Raw genomic sequence first — 14835 nt, 5'->3', positions numbered from 1 at the left:
GCGGATATGGTGCACCATGCATGTTGCCCATTACTCAAACCATAAAATTTCAAAACCAGAAGGAAGTTTTTGGTGAAGCTTTTTTCAAAAAGCTTCAGAAACCCCCGTTTTTCAAGATAATATCCGCCAGTATCATACAACCGGCACTGGTATTGGCCATGATGCTTCCCAATCTATGCAGATACAGCCCATAATGGGGCACGGTTGCACCACGTACAGGCAGGAGCATATGGCAGGCAGGCGAGACAGCATGGATGATGGCCCGGCGGACCTGTTTGGCAACGCGGCCCCGCCCTCCGCGCGTGGCCCTGTCGCGTTTCCGCAGGCTCCTTGCGCCCAGCCTGCCCGCAACCAGCCCCTGGCCGACCGCCTGCGCCCCATCACGCTCGATGAGGTGGTGGGCCAGGACCACCTGCTCGGCCCCGATGGCAGCCTGCGGCAGATGCTCGCACGCGGCTCGCTTGCCAGCCTGATTTTGTGGGGCGGGCCGGGCGTGGGCAAGACCACCATCGCCCGCCTGCTCGCTGCCGCTGCCGGGCTGCGCTTCGTGCAGCTTTCGGCCGTGTTCTCGGGTGTGGCCGACCTCAAGCGCGCGTTTGAGGAGGCCCGGCGCACGGCGGCTTCGGGTGGCGGCACGCTTTTGTTCGTTGATGAAATCCACCGCTTCAACCGCGCCCAGCAGGATGGCTTCCTGCCGGTGGTCGAAGATGGCACGGTGGTGCTGGTCGGCGCCACGACCGAGAATCCGTCCTTTGCGCTCAACAGCGCATTGCTCTCACGCTGTCAGGTGCTGGTGCTGCACCGGCTTGATGATGCGGCGATGGAGCAACTGCTCGAGCGCGCCGAGGCCACGACCGGCAAGCCCCTGCCGCTTACGCCCGAGGCCCGCGCAACCCTGCGTGCCATGGCCGATGGCGACGGGCGCTACCTGCTCAACATGGTCGAGCAGCTTCTGGCCCTGCCGCCGCAGCGCGAGGCGCTTGATTCCGCCGCCCTGTCGCGCCTGCTCGCCCGCCGCGCGGCATTGTACGACAAGGACCGCGAGGAGCATTACAACCTCATCTCGGCGCTGCACAAATCCCTGCGCGGCTCCGACCCCGATGCAGCACTCTACTGGTTTGCCCGCATGCTCGAAGGTGGCGAGGACCCGCGCTACATCGCCCGCAGGCTCACCCGCTTCGCCGCCGAGGATGTCGGCATGGCCGATCCCCAGGCCCTGCCGCTGGCCGTGGCGGCGTGGGAAACCTTTGAGCGCCTCGGCTCGCCGGAGGGTGAGCTGGCGCTGGCGCAACTCGTGGTGCATCTGGCCACGGCGCCCAAGTCGAATGCGGTGTACAAGGGCTACAACATGGCCCGCCGGGCCGCGCGCGCCACCGGCAGCCTCATGCCGCCAGCGCATATCCTCAACGCGCCCACCGCGCTGATGAAGGATATCGGCTACGGCAAGGGCTATGAATACGACCATGATACGGAGGGCGGCATATCGGGGCAGAACTACTTCCCCGATGGCATGCGCAGGCCGAAACTGTACCAGCCGACCGACCGGGGATATGAACGCGAAGTCGCGCGACGGCTGGACAGTTGGAACAGAGTGCGCGAAAGCCGTGGGTCATGAGTGTCGTTACCCTTACCGTCAGCGATGACGAAGCCGATATCCGCCTCGACCGCTGGTTCCGCAGGCATTACCCGCACCTGACGCAGGGCGCGCTACAAAAGCTGTGCCGCACGGGGCAGGTGCGCGTGGATGGCGGGCGCGTTACTGCCGCCACCCGTCTGGCGCCGGGGCAGGCCGTGCGCGTGCCGCCCATCCCCAACGCCAGCCGCCCCCCGCCGCTTGCGGTCAGGCCGCTTGATGAGCGGCAGGTGCGCGAGATCAACAAGATGGTCATCTACCGCGATGACCATGTGATCGTGCTCAACAAGCCCGCGGGCATTGCCGTGCAGGGTGGCCCCGGCATCACCCACCATATCGACGCGCTGCTCGATGGCCTGCGTGACAGCCCCGATGACCCGCGCCCCCGCCTTGTCCACCGCATCGACCGCGATACGTCGGGCCTGCTGCTGGTTGCCCGCACGCCCGGCGTTGCCGCAAAGCTTGCCGCCGCCTTTCGCGGGCGTGACGTGCACAAGGTTTACTGGGCCGTGGTGGTGGGGCGGCCTTCGCCGGCCACCGGCATCATCGACCAGCCCCTGACCAAGCTGGGCGCTGGGGCCGGGGCCATCAGCGTGGTGGCCGAGCGGGGTGATCCGGATGCGGTGCATGCCCTGTCGGAATACGAGGTGGTGGACGCGGCGGCGCGCAAGATGTCGTGGCTCGCACTCTCGCCGCTGACAGGCCGCACCCACCAGTTGCGCGTGCATTGCGAGGCGCTGGGCAACCCCATACTGGGCGACCCGAAATACGGTGGTGACAAGGCGCATGTCACCGGCTTTACCGATAGGTTGCACCTGCATGCCCGCAGGCTGGAACTGCCGCACCCCGCGGGCGGCACGCTTGTGGTCGAAGCGGAGCTTTCGCCCCACATGCGCGAGACATTCAGGCAGATCGGGTTCGTTGCCCCGGCCGCCGCCCCGGCCCGGCGCAAATAACGCCGCCCGGCACCACAGGACAGGAAGTAAGATGGCACAGAACGGAAATGCAAAACGGATCCTGATCGGGGGCGCGGTCGCCCTTGTGGTGATAGCGGGCGGCGGGGGGCTGGTGCTCAAATCCATGCTCGACCCCGATGCCGTGCGCGCCAAGGCCATCGCCGCGCTTGAAAAGCAGACCGGCCGGCAGGTGCGCATGGGCGCGCTGGAGTTCAGCGTCTTTCCCACCCTGTCGCTGTCGGTGAAGGATGTGGGCCTGTCGGACATGGCGGGCGGGGCCTATACCGACATGGTCACGGCAGACAGGCTGCAGGCCAGCGTTGGCCTGATGGCGCTGCTGCATCACGAGATCCAGCTTGATGGCCTGAAGCTCGACCATCCGGTCATCCACCTCGAGCGTACCGCACAGGGCATGGCCAACTGGCGCCTTGCACCCACCGGCGCGCAGGCCACCGCAAAGCCTGATGCCGCAACCCAGCAGGCAGCATCGGACTGGAAGGTGCAGATCGGCAGCATCCGCATCAGCAATGCCGATGTGGACTGGGATGACCGCCTCTCGGGCAGCAAGGGCAAGGTGGTGCTCGACCACATCAACCTGACCGACGTGGATGGCAGCAAGCCCGAGATCGATGTTGCGGGCCATAACGAGACCGGCAGCTTTACGCTGGCGGGGCATACGGGGGCGATCAACCTCACCTCCACCGCGCGCTCGGGCTGGCCGGTGGCGCTCAAGGCCGCCTTCAAGGCTGGCGGCGAGCCGGTGGGTCAGGTGGCGCTTGACGGCACCGTGGCCGACCCCGACCACATGAAGGGCTATAACGTCACGGTTGATGGCAACATCGCCAGCCTCAAGGCGATTGACGCCTTCGTACCGGGGCTGAGCCTGCCCGACGTGCGCCGCCTGACACTCAAGGCCAACGTGGTTGACGGGAGCGCGGCCGACAAGGAAGGCAGCACACCGCTGCTCAACTCCCTGCATCTCGATACGGGCGCGGTCGATGCGGGGCAGTACCTGTCGGGCCTGACCCTGCAGGGCCTGTCGATCGATGCGCCGGGGCCGAAGGATGCGGTCACCATCAACAGCCAGGGCCAGTTCCAGGGCAAGGGGCTGAAGCTGACCGGAACCCTCGGCTCGCTCCAGCAGCTTGATGCGGCGGTGATGTCGCACCTGGCCGAGGCGCTGCCGCTGTCACTCGACCTGTCGGGTGAACCGGGCTCGCTGCGGGTGGCGGGCACGCTTGGTGGCTCGCGCGCGGTGGTCAATGTCACGGCCTCGGCCGGGCAGTTGCCGCTGCCCAATGGCGCGGTGCTCGATCATCTCGATGCCTCGACCCATCTGGTCAGCGAGGATAACGGCGCGCATTTCCAGCTTTCCGACCTGGTGGTCAAGAGCACGCAGCTTGCGCTCAAGGGCGGGCTTGACCTGTCCGTGCATGGCGGCGCGGGCGGGGTGCCGCTGGTCAGTGGCGCGATCGATGCAAGCTGGCTCAATGCCGATGCCCTGATGGGCCCGCCCGCGAGCGCGGATGCGAAAGGGGTCACGGCGGCGCCCGCGCAGGCCAGAACCAATGATGAGGCCCTGCCGTTTGATGAACTGCGCAAGCTCGACATGGACCTGCGCGTAAGCGTTGCGCAGATGGAATTCGAGGGCGATACGTACCGCAACGCCCTGACCCACATCAACCTGCGCAGCGGCGTGCTGAAGGTTGACCCCCTGCAGGCCGAAGGCACGGGCCGCCGCCTGTCGGGGCAGTTCGAGGTCGATGCGACGGCGGGCAGGCCCCCCACCGTTTCAGGCACGATCGGCACGCTGGTGCTGCCCGCCGCCTGGCTGGAGAGCAAGGCCGGGCTTTCGAACATGGTGCAGGGCGCGCTGCAGGTCGTGGGTTCGGTCAGGACGCAGGGCAACACCCGCACCGAACTGCGTAACGGCATGAACGGGCATCTGGGCGTGTCGATGGTCAATGGCACGGTCAGCGGCAGCGCGCTGGGTGAACTGCTGGGTGATGCCGCGCGTGGTGCCCTGGGTTCCGGCCCGATCGCGCTGCGCTGCTTCGGCCTGCACATGGCCATGGCCGATGGCACGGCCAATGTCGATACCATCGGCGTGCAGACCAATGCGCTGACCGTGACCGGCAAGGGCACGGTGGGCATGGTCTCGCAGGCGCTTGACCTGCACCTGGTGCCGCAACTCATGATCAGTGGCACCGGGGCTTCCGTGCCGCTGCGCGTGGGGGGCACGCTCAGCGCGCCGCGCCCCAAGATGGATGCAGGCTCTGACGGGCGCTATGCCATCGGCCTGCTTCTGGGCGGCTCGAACAGCAATGCCGTGGCCGATCCGTGCCCGGCCACCCTCAAGGCCGCGCGTGAAGGCGCGACCGGCCCCGAGCCCACCACGGCAGCGCCCAAGGCGGAAGGTGGTGCGAATGGCGCGGCTGGCCTGATTGGCAATTCCAAGGCGTCGCCCGACGTGAAGAAGGTGGGCGGGCTGCTCAAGGGGCTGGGCATCCTGAAATGATGAAGGACGGCGTACGCCCCCCCACGCCCCAGACCGCAGGCCAGCGCCGGCGGTTCTGGGCCGCGAGCGCGATCAGCGCGGTTGCCGGTGGCGGCTTTGGCGTGGAACTCGACGGGCGGGGCATCCGCCTGCCCGGCGGCACGCCGCTATGCGTGCCCTCGCGTGCGCTGGCACAGGCCATTGCCGATGAATGGGCGCAGGCAGGCGGGGAAAAGGGCGGTCATTTCACGCCCGATGACCTGCCCATGACGCGCATCGCGGGCACCATGATCGAGCGCGTGGCCCCTGACCCGCAAGCCCAGGTCGCGGCCCTGCTGCATTACGTGGATGGGGAACTGCTGTGCTACCGCGCGGATTATCCGGCCCCCCTGTGCAGGCAGCAGCAGGCGGAATGGGACCCGCAGCTTGCGTGGCTGCGCGCGCGCCACGGCATCGACATGGCGGTGACAACGGGCATCATGCCGCTCGTGCAGTCGCCTGCCGTGCATGACGCATGGCGGGCACTGCTCATGCCAATGGATAACGCGGCCCTGGCGGCGCTTGGCGTGATGGTGCCTGCGATGAAAAGCATCGTGCTGGGGCTTATGGTGGTAACCGGCGCGTTGCCTGCGGCAAAGGCTGCCGAGATTGCCAGCGTGGACGAGCGCAGCCAGATGGACCTCTGGGGCAAGGACGCGAAACTGCTCGAAGCCCTGTGCGCGCAGGCGGCGGAAGTGGAAGATGCAGCCCGCTTCCTTCAGTTGTGCCGGGCTGAGTGATAAAAGTTTTTGGGCGCTGCCTTCCTGAATAAAGGCAGCGCCTGAACTTTTATTTCTGTTTCATCCCCGCCTCAGGGCACCAGCACCGTGGCGCTGGCCAGGCAGGCGATGCCTTCCTCGCGGCCGGTAAAGCCGAGGCGCTCGGAGGTGGTGGCCTTGACCGAGATGCGATCGACATCAACCTTGAGCAGTTCGGCAAGGCGGGCGCGCATCGCCTCGGAATGCGGGCCGATCTTGGGGCGCTCGCAGATCAGCGTCACATCGGCATTGACCAGCATGCCGCCGCGCGCGCGGATGCGCTCGCCTGCATGCACTAAAAAGCGCGCGCTGTCCGCATCCTTCCACTCATTCTGGCTGGGCGGGAAGTGGCGGCCGATATCGCCTTCGGCCAGGGCGCCGTAAATGGCATCGCATAGCGCATGGATGCCCACATCCGCATCGGAGTGGCCAGCCAGGCCGCGCGTGTGCGGCACGGTGATGCCGCACATGATGAGCGGACGGTTCTCGGCAAAGGCATGCACGTCGTAGCCCGTGCCGGTGCGCGGCAGCAGGGTCGGGCCGATCAGGCGTTCCAGTCGCACCAGATCCTCCTTGTAGGTCAGTTTGATGTTGTCTTCCGCACCCGGCACGATGGCCACGGGGTGGCCCGCGCCTTCAAGCAGGGCGGCGTCATCGGTGGCATCGGCGGCCTGGGCGGCGCGGTGCAGGTCGCGCAGCAGGCCAAAGCGGAAGCCCTGCGGCGTCTGGGCGCGGAACAGGTCGGTGCGCGGCACGGTATCGGTAATGATGCCATCCTTTGCGCGCTTGATGGTATCGGCCACCGGCACGGCAGGGATCACGCCCGCATGCCCGGCGAGTGCGGCAATCACGCCCTCGGTCACGCTGGCGGGCACGTAGGGGCGCGCGCCGTCATGGATCAGCACCAGGTCGGGGCGCTCGGCCCCGGGCAGGCGGTCAAGCGCCTCAAGCCCTGCGCGCACGCTGGCCTGGCGCGTCTCGCCACCGGGCACCACGGGCAGGATGACGCAGCCTTCGGGCGCAAAGCCTTCAAGCGCACGGGCCAGCAGGGCGGGATCGCCCACCGGCTGGATGAGGCCGACATGAGGGGCAAGGGCATCCGCCGCGTGGCGGATGACGGGCCAGCCGCCGAGCGTGACATACTGCTTGGCGACGGGGGTCGCGGTCTGGGCGCTGTACCGGCTGCCCTGGCCCGCGGCGAGAAGAATGGCTGCAACACGCATGATGCGGAGCAATGCGGCCATGTGGGCCGCGCGTCAAGCATTGTGCGCGGGCAGGGGCAATGTGCGGGTGGTGACAGGCGGCTTTTTCAGCCCGGTTCGATCAGGCAAAAATGTTCGTGGCATGCCCCGAAGCTGATTGCACGGGGCGGCGGGAGCAGGTATTCTGCCTAAATCATAAGCATTCTTGATGGATAATGTAGCTGGCCTGTTTCCACGTTGCCGCATGCGGCTGGAAAGCCGGCGGGGAAGTAGGGTTTCATGTCGTCTCAACTGCTCTCGCCCATTGATCTGGGTGGCGGGGTCATCCTCAGGGCGCCGGTCATTCTCGCCCCCATGGCGGGCGTGACCGACCTGCCGTTCCGCAGGCTGGCGCGCAGCCTCGGGGCAGGGCTGGTGGTATCCGAGATGATCGCGTCATGGGCCATGATCCGCGAGAACGAGACCACGCTGCGCATGGCCGAAGTGGCAGATGATGGCCCCAATTCCGTGCAGCTAGCCGGGTGCGACCCCGAGGCGATGGGCCAGGCGGCACGGATCGCGGTTGATCGCGGGGCGGACATCATCGACATCAATTTCGGCTGCCCGGTCAAGAAAGTGGCGGTGGGCCAGCTTGCAGGTTCCGCCCTGATGCGTGACGAGGCCCATGCCGGCCGCCTGCTGGAGGGCGTGGTGCGTGCGGTCGATGTGCCCGTAACGCTCAAGATGCGCATGGGCTGGGACCATAACAGCCTTAATGCCCCCACGCTGGCCCGGATTGCACAGGAATCGGGCATTCGCATGGTAACCGTGCACGGCCGCACCCGCCAGCAGTTCTATAACGGCACGGCGGACTGGCATTTCGTGCGCAACGTGGTCGATGCGGTGGACCTGCCGGTTATCGTCAATGGCGATATCCTGAGCGTGGAGGATGCCCGCGTGGCCCTCGCGCGCTCGGGCGCGCAGGGGGTCATGATCGGGCGTGGCTGCTATGGCCGCCCGTGGTTCCTGGCCCAGGTGGCGCGCGCGCTCATGCATGGCGAGGATATTCCCGAGCCGGACCTGGTGGCGGAAAAAGCCATCGTGCTGAAGCATTACGGCATGATGATCGACCATTTTGGCGCCCATCCGGGCCTGCGGCTGGCCCGCAAGCATGTGTCCTGGTACTCGGCGGGGCTGCCCGGTTCGGCGGGGTTCCGCGCCGCTGTCAACAAGATGGACACGGTCGATGGCGTGATCGGCATGATCCATGAATTCTATGACGGGCAGATCGCGGCAGGCCATGTGCGCGGGCCACGCCCCTCCACCGTGGAGGCGGAACGCGCCGCAGCCCGCGCGGCATGAACCATCCCCCGCCCGCCCCGTCCGGCCATGTGCCCTGCGCGCCCGATAACGTAACGGGCAACGGGCGGGTCATACTCGATTCGCTGGCCCTGCCGGTGATGGTGGTGCGCGCCGATAACGCCATTGGCTACGTCAACAGCGCCGCCGAGCCGTTTTTTGGCATGTCGCGCGCGCATCTGGTGCAGATGCGCCTGACCGACATCCTGCCTGGTGACAGCCCGCTCTTCCTGCTCATGGAGCAGGTGCGCGCACAGGATCATACCGTGGTCGAGCACGAGGTCACGCTCGAAAGCCCGCGCCTGCGCCATGAGGGCGTGACCGTGCAGGGCGCTCCCGTGCTGGAGGAGCCGGGCTCGGTTGCGCTGACGTTCCATGATTTCTCCGCCGTGCGCGTGCTTGACCGCCAGCTTACCTTCCGCTCGGCGGCGCGCAGCGTTGCGGGCATGGCCGCCATTCTGGCGCATGAGGTCAAGAACCCGCTCTCGGGCATCAGGGGCGCGGCGCAACTGCTTGAAACCTCGGTGGGGGAATCAGACCGCGAACTGGCCGTGCTGATCCAGGACGAGGTCAACCGCATCCGCGACCTCGTGGACCGGATGGACATGTTCAGCGACCGACCGCTCGAGCGCAGGCCGGTCAACATCCACCGCGTGCTCGAGCATGTGCGCAGGCTGGCCCAGCAGGGCTTTGCCGCCGATATCCGCTTTGAGGAAGTCTATGACCCCTCGCTGCCGCCAGTATGGGGCAACCGCGACCAGTTGGTGCAGGTGCTGCTCAACCTGGTGAAAAATGCCGCCGAGGCCCTGCACGACCACTCCGAAGGCGACGCGCTGCCGCAGATCACGCTCACCACCAGCTACCGCCCCGGCATCTGGGTTTCCACCGGGGCGGGCAGCCAGCGCGTGCAACTGCCGCTGCTGGTCTCGGTGCGCGATAACGGGCCGGGCATTCCCGAGAATATCCGCCCGCACCTGTTCGAGCCGTTCCTCACCACCAAGACCACGGGCAGCGGGCTGGGGCTTGCGCTTGCAGGCAAGATCGTGGGCGACCATGGCGGCGTGATCGAGGTGGAAAGCCGCCCCGGCCGCACCGAGGTCCTGCTGCACCTGCCTGTCGTGACCGAAGACCGGGGCACGCCCTGAAGCCCGCCGGAGTTGAGGGAATTCCAGAGTTGAGAGATTTATAGCGTATGTCGCTGCCGACCATTCTTGTTGCCGATGATGACCGCTCCATCCGCACGGTGCTGAGCCAGGCGCTTGGCCGCGCGGGCTACCAGGTCCGCGCCACGGCCCAGGCCTCCACCCTGTGGCAGTGGGTGGAGGAAGGCGAGGGCGACCTCGTGATTACCGATGTGGTCATGCCTGATGAGAACGGGCTGGACCTGATCCCGCGCATCCGCCGAATCCGCCCCGACCTCAGGGTGGTGGTGATGAGTGCGCAGTCCACGCTCATGACAGCGGTCAAGGCCACGCAGCGCGGCGCGTTCGAATACCTGCCCAAGCCCTTTGACCTCAAGGAAGTGCTGGCCGTGGTCGCCCGCGCGCTGGCCACCCCCGCCATGCCGGTGCAGCCCGCGGTGGTCGCCCCCCGGCCGGAGGAGCAGATGTCGCTCATCGGACGCTCGGTGGTGATGCAGGACATCTACCGCATCATCGCGCGGCTGACGACATCGGACCTGACCGTGATGATTACGGGCGAGAGCGGCACCGGCAAGGAACTGGTCGCCCGCGCCCTGCATGATTACGGGCCGCGCCGCACCGGGCCGTTCGTGGCCATCAACATGGCCGCCATTCCGCGCAACCTGATCGAGAGCGAACTGTTCGGCCACGAGCGCGGGGCCTTTACGGGGGCAACCAGCCGGGTGGCGGGGCGCTTCGAGCAGGCGGCGGGCGGCACGCTGTTCCTTGACGAGATTGGCGACATGCCGCCCGAGGCCCAGACAAGGCTCTTGCGCGTGCTGCAGGATGGCGCGTTCACCACCGTGGGCGGCACCGTGCCCATCCGCGCCAATGTGCGCATCATCGCCGCCACCCACCGCGACCTGCGCCAGGCCATCCGCGAGGGCACGTTCCGCGAGGATCTGTACTACCGCCTGAACGTGGTGCCCATGCGCCTGCCCCCCCTGCGTGAGCGGGTGGAGGACATTCCGCTGCTCGCGCGGCACTTCCTCAACGAGAACGCCGATGGCGCGGGCAATGTGCGCGTGCTGGATGAGGAGGCCATGACCCGCCTGCAGGCCTATCGCTGGCCGGGCAACGTGCGCGAGCTTGAAAACCTGATGCGCCGCATCACCGCGCTCCACCCGCAGGAGAGCATCGGGGCCGACATCATCGATGCCGAACTCGCCGAAGTCAGCAACAGTGGCGCGCCGGGCGAGGGCAGCAGCACCGAAACCCTGGCCGAGGCGGTCGAGCGCCATCTCAGGCGCTTCCTCGCGGCAAGGGCCGGGCAGGACGACATGCCCATGAGCGATATCTATGACAAGGTGATTGCCGAGGTGGAGCGCCCGCTCATTGCCATGATGCTCTCGGCCACGCGCGGCAACCAGATCCGCGCCGCCGCCATGCTGGGGCTCAACCGCAACACGCTGCGCAAGAAGATCCGCGATCTCGACATTCCCGTGGTGCGCGGAGGGGCATGACCATGTCCGCCCCGTCGCGCCCCGGTGTAGCCTACCGCCTGGCGCGGCGCATGCTCGACATGCTCGTGCGCCGCAACGTGGCGCTGGTGCTGGTGCTGCTGGCCCTTGTGCTGGGGGTGGCGACCTTCGTGGTGCTGTCGGGCGGCAACTCGCTGGCCCACCACCCGCAGATCCAGGCGCTGGTGTTCATCCTCAACTTCCTGGTGCTGCTGCTGCTGGCCACCTCGCTGACCGAGAAGGTGGGCCGCGTGCTGGCCGAGCGGCGCAGCGGGCTGGCGGGGGCGCGGCTGCATGTGCGGCTGGTCACGCTGTTCGGCATCGTGGCGGTGGCGCCCACCATCGTGGTGGGCACGTTTGCCGCCGTGTTCTTTCACTATGGCATCCAGATCTGGTTCAGCGACCGGGTGAACACCGCGCTGAACGAGGCGCTGGAAACCTCGCGCGGCTACCTGCAGGAGCATAACGCCAATATCCGCACCGAGGCCTTCTCGCTGGCCAACTATCTGGTCAGTGCCCAGACCGCGCTGGCCGGGTCGGGCGATGACCTGCTGCACAACCCCGATGCGCTCTCGCAGGTGCTGGATTCGCAGGCCACCCTGCGCGGGCTGGACGTGGCGGTGGTGTACGACCCGTTCACAAACACGGTCGTGGCCTCGGGCGGGCTGATGGGGCGGGCCGCCAACATGAAGGACCTGCCGCCGCCCGCCGCCACCCTCATGGCCCGCACCAACGAGATCGCGATCCTGGACTCGGCGGATGAAAAGACCGTCCGCGCGGTGGTGACGCTGGGCGATACGCCGCCGCTCATGCTCATGATCGCCCGCCCCGTCGACCCCGACATCCTCGAGCACATGCACCGGACCGAGCAGGTGGTGGCCGACTACCAGCGCCTCAATGGCAACCGTGGCAAGATCCAGTTCACCTTCGTGCTCATCTTCGCGCTCGTGGCGGTGCTGGTGCTCGGCGCTGCCATCCTGATCGGGCTGATGCTGGCCAACCAGATCGTGCGCCCGCTCGGCCTGCTCATCTTGGCATCCGAGCGGGTGAGCAAGGGCGATCTCGACAGCAACGTGCCCGAGGGCGATCGTGATGACGAGGTGGCCAGCCTGTCACGCGCCTTCAACCGCATGACCACGCAGCTTGCCACCCAGCGCGCCGAACTGATCCAGGCCAACAACCAGATCAATGAACGTCGCCGCTTTACCGAGGCCGTGCTGTCCGGTGTTTCGGCAGGGGTGATCGGGCTGGACTCGCAGCGCATGATCGAACTGCCCAACCGGGCGGCCAGCGTGCTGCTGCACCGTGATATGGCCGAGTGCGTGGGCCTGCCCCTGATCGAGGTGGTGCCCGAACTTGCCGACATGCTCGACCGCATCGCCCATGACGGCGCGCGCGAACTGACGGGCGAGGTGCAGGTGCTCACCGGGGGGCGGGCCAGCACGCTGCTGGTGCGAATCGGCGCGGAAATGCAGGGCAGCGTGGCCGGTGTCTCGGCCGAGGGCTATGTGGTTACGTTTGATGACATAACAGCCCTGCAGGTGGCGCAGCGCAAGGCGGCCTGGGCGGACGTGGCGCGCCGCATCGCCCATGAGATCAAGAACCCGCTCACCCCCATCCAGCTTGCGGCCGAGCGGCTCAAGCGCCGCTTCCTGCGCGAGATTTCATCCGACCCCGATACGTTCGTGCAATGCGTGGACACCATCATCCGCCATGTGGGCGATATCGGGCGCATGGTGGATGAATTTTCCGCCTTCGCCCGCATGCCGCAGCCCGTCATGCGCAACGAGGACCTTTCGCGCATCGTGCGCGAGGCGCTGATCCTGCAACGCAACGCCCACCCCGAGCTGGTCTATGACGTGGACCTGCCCGACCGGGGGCCGATCGTGCGCTGCGACCGCAGGCTGGTGGGCCAGGCGCTGACCAACCTGTTGCAGAACGCGGCCGACGCCATTGCCATGCGTGCCTCCGGCGTGGTGCCGGGCGGGGATGGCGTGATCGGCCACATCCGTATTACATTGGAAAATGACGGCGCGCATGTTCGCCTGCGCGTCGAGGATGACGGGATCGGGCTGCCGGTCGAGGATCGCGCCCGGCTGACCGAGCCCTATGTGACGCACAAGCCCAAGGGAACCGGCCTGGGTCTTGCGATCGTCAAGAAGATTCTTGAAGATCATGGCGGCAGCATCGGGCTTGAGGACAATGCCGGGGGCAGGGGAGCTGTGTCGACGTTGATTTTGCCGATAAAGGACGACCATGGGGCATGAAATCCTGATCGTCGATGATGAGCCGGATATACGGCTCCTTATCGAAGGCATTCTGGCCGATGAAGGATATGAAACGCGGCTGGCGGCCGATTCCGATTCCGCCATTGCCGCCTTCCGCGAGCGCCGGCCCGCGCTGGTGGTGCTCGATGTCTGGCTGCAGGGTTCACGGCTTGATGGGCTGGGCATTCTCAATGTCCTGCACAAGGAGGAGCCGTCCGTCCCGGTCATCATGATCTCGGGCCACGGCACCATCGAGACCGCCGTGGCCGCCCTGCAGCACGGCGCCTACGACTTTATTGAAAAACCCTTCCAGGCCGACCGGCTGCTCGTGGTGGTGCGCCGCGCGCTCGAGGCCTCGCGCCTTGCGCGCGAGAATGCCGAGCTGCGCCTGCGCGCGGGCTCGGGCACCGTGCTCGAGGGGCGCAGCGCCGCCATTGCCGCCGTGCGCAACCAGATCGACCGCGTGGCGCCGACCGGCTCGCGCGTGCTGATATCGGGGGCGGCGGGCACCGGCAAGGAAGTGGCGGCACGGATGATCCATGCCAGTTCCCGCCGTGCGGAGGGGCCGTTCATTGCGCTGAACTGCGCCACCCTGGCCCCGGGCCGGTTTGAGGAGGAACTGTTCGGCATCGAAGGCAGCGATGATGGCGCGGGGCGGCGCACGGGGGTGCTCGAGCGCGCGCATGGCGGCACGCTCCTGCTTGATGAAGTGTCCGACATGCCGCTTGAAACGCAGGGCAAGATCGTGCGCGCGCTGCAGGACCAGACGTTTGAGCGGCTTGGCGGGTCACGGCGGGTGAAGGTGGATGTGCGCGTGCTCGCCACCACCAACCGCGACCTGCAGGCCGAGATCGGGCTCGGGCGCTTCCGTGAGGATCTGTACTACCGCCTCGCCGTCGTGCCGCTGCGCATTCCCAGCCTGCGCGAGCGGCGCGAGGACATCCCCGAGCTAGCCCGCATGTTCCTTGACCGCGCGGCTGAAAATGCGGGCCTGCCGCTGCGCGAGCTTTCAGGCGATGCCATTGCGGCGCTGCAGAGCTACGAGTGGCCGGGCAACGTGCGCGAACTGCGCAACCTGATGGAACGCCTGCTGATCATGATGCCGGGCAACAGCACCGACCCCATCCGGGCGGACATGCTGCCTTCCACCGTGGGAGACGGGGCGCCCGCGCTGCTCAAGTTCGATTCTGACGAGGATGTGATGAGCCTGCCGCTGCGCGAGGCGCGTGATCTGTTCGAGACCCAGTATCTTCAGGCGCAGCTTTTGCGTTTTGGGGGGAACATCAGCCGTACCGCAGGCTTTGTGGGCATGGAGCGCAGTGCGCTGCACCGCAAGCTCAAGCAACTGGGCGTGACATCGGAGGATCGCAACGCAGGATGAGCTTTTGCCCACCTGACGCATGCCTGCTAGACAACGAACCGTGATACGGATGGTGGCAACGCCGTAGCATGACACGTGACTGTGCCGTGTTGATTTTCGCCCAACAAATAACAAGTAAGGCCC

10 protein-coding genes are annotated in these 14835 nt (G+C 66.8%); 9 read left to right on the top strand and 1 reads right to left on the bottom strand.

The features are described 5' to 3' along the window. Positions 1–229 precede the first annotated feature (229 nt). Genes HNW77_RS05690 through HNW77_RS05675 form a run of 4 tightly spaced genes read left to right on the top strand, consistent with a single transcriptional unit; the run spans position 230 to position 5865 of the window. Complete coding sequence (locus tag HNW77_RS05690) at positions 230–1615, top strand: replication-associated recombination protein A (RefSeq protein WP_172155987.1); 1386 nt, start codon at positions 230–232, stop codon at positions 1613–1615. Then, a complete protein-coding gene (locus tag HNW77_RS05685) occupies positions 1612–2589 on the top strand; it encodes an RluA family pseudouridine synthase (protein ID WP_172155985.1) in 978 nt (325 codons plus the stop codon). Before HNW77_RS05690 ends, HNW77_RS05685 begins: the two co-directional genes overlap by 4 nt. Positions 2590–2620: 31 nt before the next feature. Continuing rightward, complete coding sequence (locus HNW77_RS05680) at positions 2621–5107, top strand: AsmA family protein (RefSeq protein WP_172155983.1); 2487 nt, start codon at positions 2621–2623, stop codon at positions 5105–5107. Further along, a complete protein-coding gene (locus tag HNW77_RS05675; RefSeq protein ID WP_172155981.1) occupies positions 5104–5865 on the top strand; it encodes an ATP12 family chaperone protein in 762 nt (253 codons plus the stop codon). Before HNW77_RS05680 ends, HNW77_RS05675 begins: the two co-directional genes overlap by 4 nt. 71 nt (positions 5866–5936) lie before the next feature. On the opposite strand, the gene ispF is transcribed toward HNW77_RS05675, so the two are convergent. Further along, a complete protein-coding gene (ispF, locus tag HNW77_RS05670; protein WP_338033776.1) occupies positions 5937–7106 on the bottom strand; it encodes a 2-C-methyl-D-erythritol 2,4-cyclodiphosphate synthase in 1170 nt (389 codons plus the stop codon). Positions 7107–7364: 258 nt separating this feature from the next. Between ispF and dusB the strand changes: the two genes are divergently transcribed. The 5 genes from dusB to ntrX are packed head-to-tail and all read left to right on the top strand — an operon-like array spanning position 7365 to position 14712. Further along, complete coding sequence (gene dusB / locus HNW77_RS05665; protein ID WP_172155977.1) at positions 7365–8426, top strand: tRNA dihydrouridine synthase DusB; 1062 nt, start codon at positions 7365–7367, stop codon at positions 8424–8426. Next, a complete protein-coding gene (locus tag HNW77_RS05660) occupies positions 8423–9568 on the top strand; it encodes a two-component system sensor histidine kinase NtrB (RefSeq protein ID WP_172155975.1) in 1146 nt (381 codons plus the stop codon). The genes dusB and HNW77_RS05660 overlap by 4 nt, the downstream gene beginning before the upstream one ends. A 47-nt stretch (positions 9569–9615) precedes the next feature. Next, the gene (gene ntrC, locus HNW77_RS05655; protein WP_172155973.1) at positions 9616–11067 is read left to right on the top strand and encodes a nitrogen regulation protein NR(I); all 1452 of its coding nucleotides are present in this window, start codon (positions 9616–9618) and stop codon (positions 11065–11067) included. A 50-nt stretch (positions 11068–11117) separates the two neighbouring features. Continuing rightward, a complete protein-coding gene (locus tag HNW77_RS05650; RefSeq protein ID WP_408886764.1) occupies positions 11118–13331 on the top strand; it encodes a sensor histidine kinase NtrY-like in 2214 nt (737 codons plus the stop codon). After that, positions 13321–14712, top strand: coding sequence for a nitrogen assimilation response regulator NtrX (ntrX, locus tag HNW77_RS05645; RefSeq protein ID WP_172155969.1), 1392 nt, complete (start codon positions 13321–13323; stop codon positions 14710–14712). The genes HNW77_RS05650 and ntrX overlap by 11 nt, the downstream gene beginning before the upstream one ends. Positions 14713–14835: the final 123 nt, after the last annotated feature.

The sequence above is a fragment of the Komagataeibacter melomenusus genome (assembly GCF_013155395.1).
In the GTDB taxonomy this organism is placed as follows: Bacteria; Pseudomonadota; Alphaproteobacteria; order Acetobacterales; family Acetobacteraceae; genus Komagataeibacter; species Komagataeibacter melomenusus.
The sequence above is the reverse complement of the archived record's forward strand: the minus strand, read 5'-3'. Positions and strand labels throughout refer to the sequence as shown.

What these genes read in the sequence shown, in the direction of transcription:
- HNW77_RS05650 (WP_408886764.1), top strand. Translation starts at nt 11,118, where the DNA reads ATGCTCGACATGCTCGTGCGCCGCAACGTGGCGCTGGTGCTGGTGCTG.
- dusB (WP_172155977.1), top strand. Translation starts at nt 7,365, where the DNA reads ATGTCGTCTCAACTGCTCTCGCCCATTGATCTGGGTGGCGGGGTCATC.
- ntrC (WP_172155973.1), top strand. Translation starts at nt 9,616, where the DNA reads ATGTCGCTGCCGACCATTCTTGTTGCCGATGATGACCGCTCCATCCGC.
- HNW77_RS05685 (WP_172155985.1), top strand. Translation starts at nt 1,612, where the DNA reads ATGAGTGTCGTTACCCTTACCGTCAGCGATGACGAAGCCGATATCCGC.
- HNW77_RS05690 (WP_172155987.1), top strand. Translation starts at nt 230, where the DNA reads ATGGCAGGCAGGCGAGACAGCATGGATGATGGCCCGGCGGACCTGTTT.
- HNW77_RS05680 (WP_172155983.1), top strand. Translation starts at nt 2,621, where the DNA reads ATGGCACAGAACGGAAATGCAAAACGGATCCTGATCGGGGGCGCGGTC.
- HNW77_RS05660 (WP_172155975.1), top strand. Translation starts at nt 8,423, where the DNA reads ATGAACCATCCCCCGCCCGCCCCGTCCGGCCATGTGCCCTGCGCGCCC.
- HNW77_RS05675 (WP_172155981.1), top strand. Translation starts at nt 5,104, where the DNA reads ATGATGAAGGACGGCGTACGCCCCCCCACGCCCCAGACCGCAGGCCAG.
- ntrX (WP_172155969.1), top strand. Translation starts at nt 13,321, where the DNA reads ATGGGGCATGAAATCCTGATCGTCGATGATGAGCCGGATATACGGCTC.
- ispF (WP_338033776.1), bottom strand. Translation starts at nt 7,106, where the DNA reads ATGCGTGTTGCAGCCATTCTTCTCGCCGCGGGCCAGGGCAGCCGGTAC.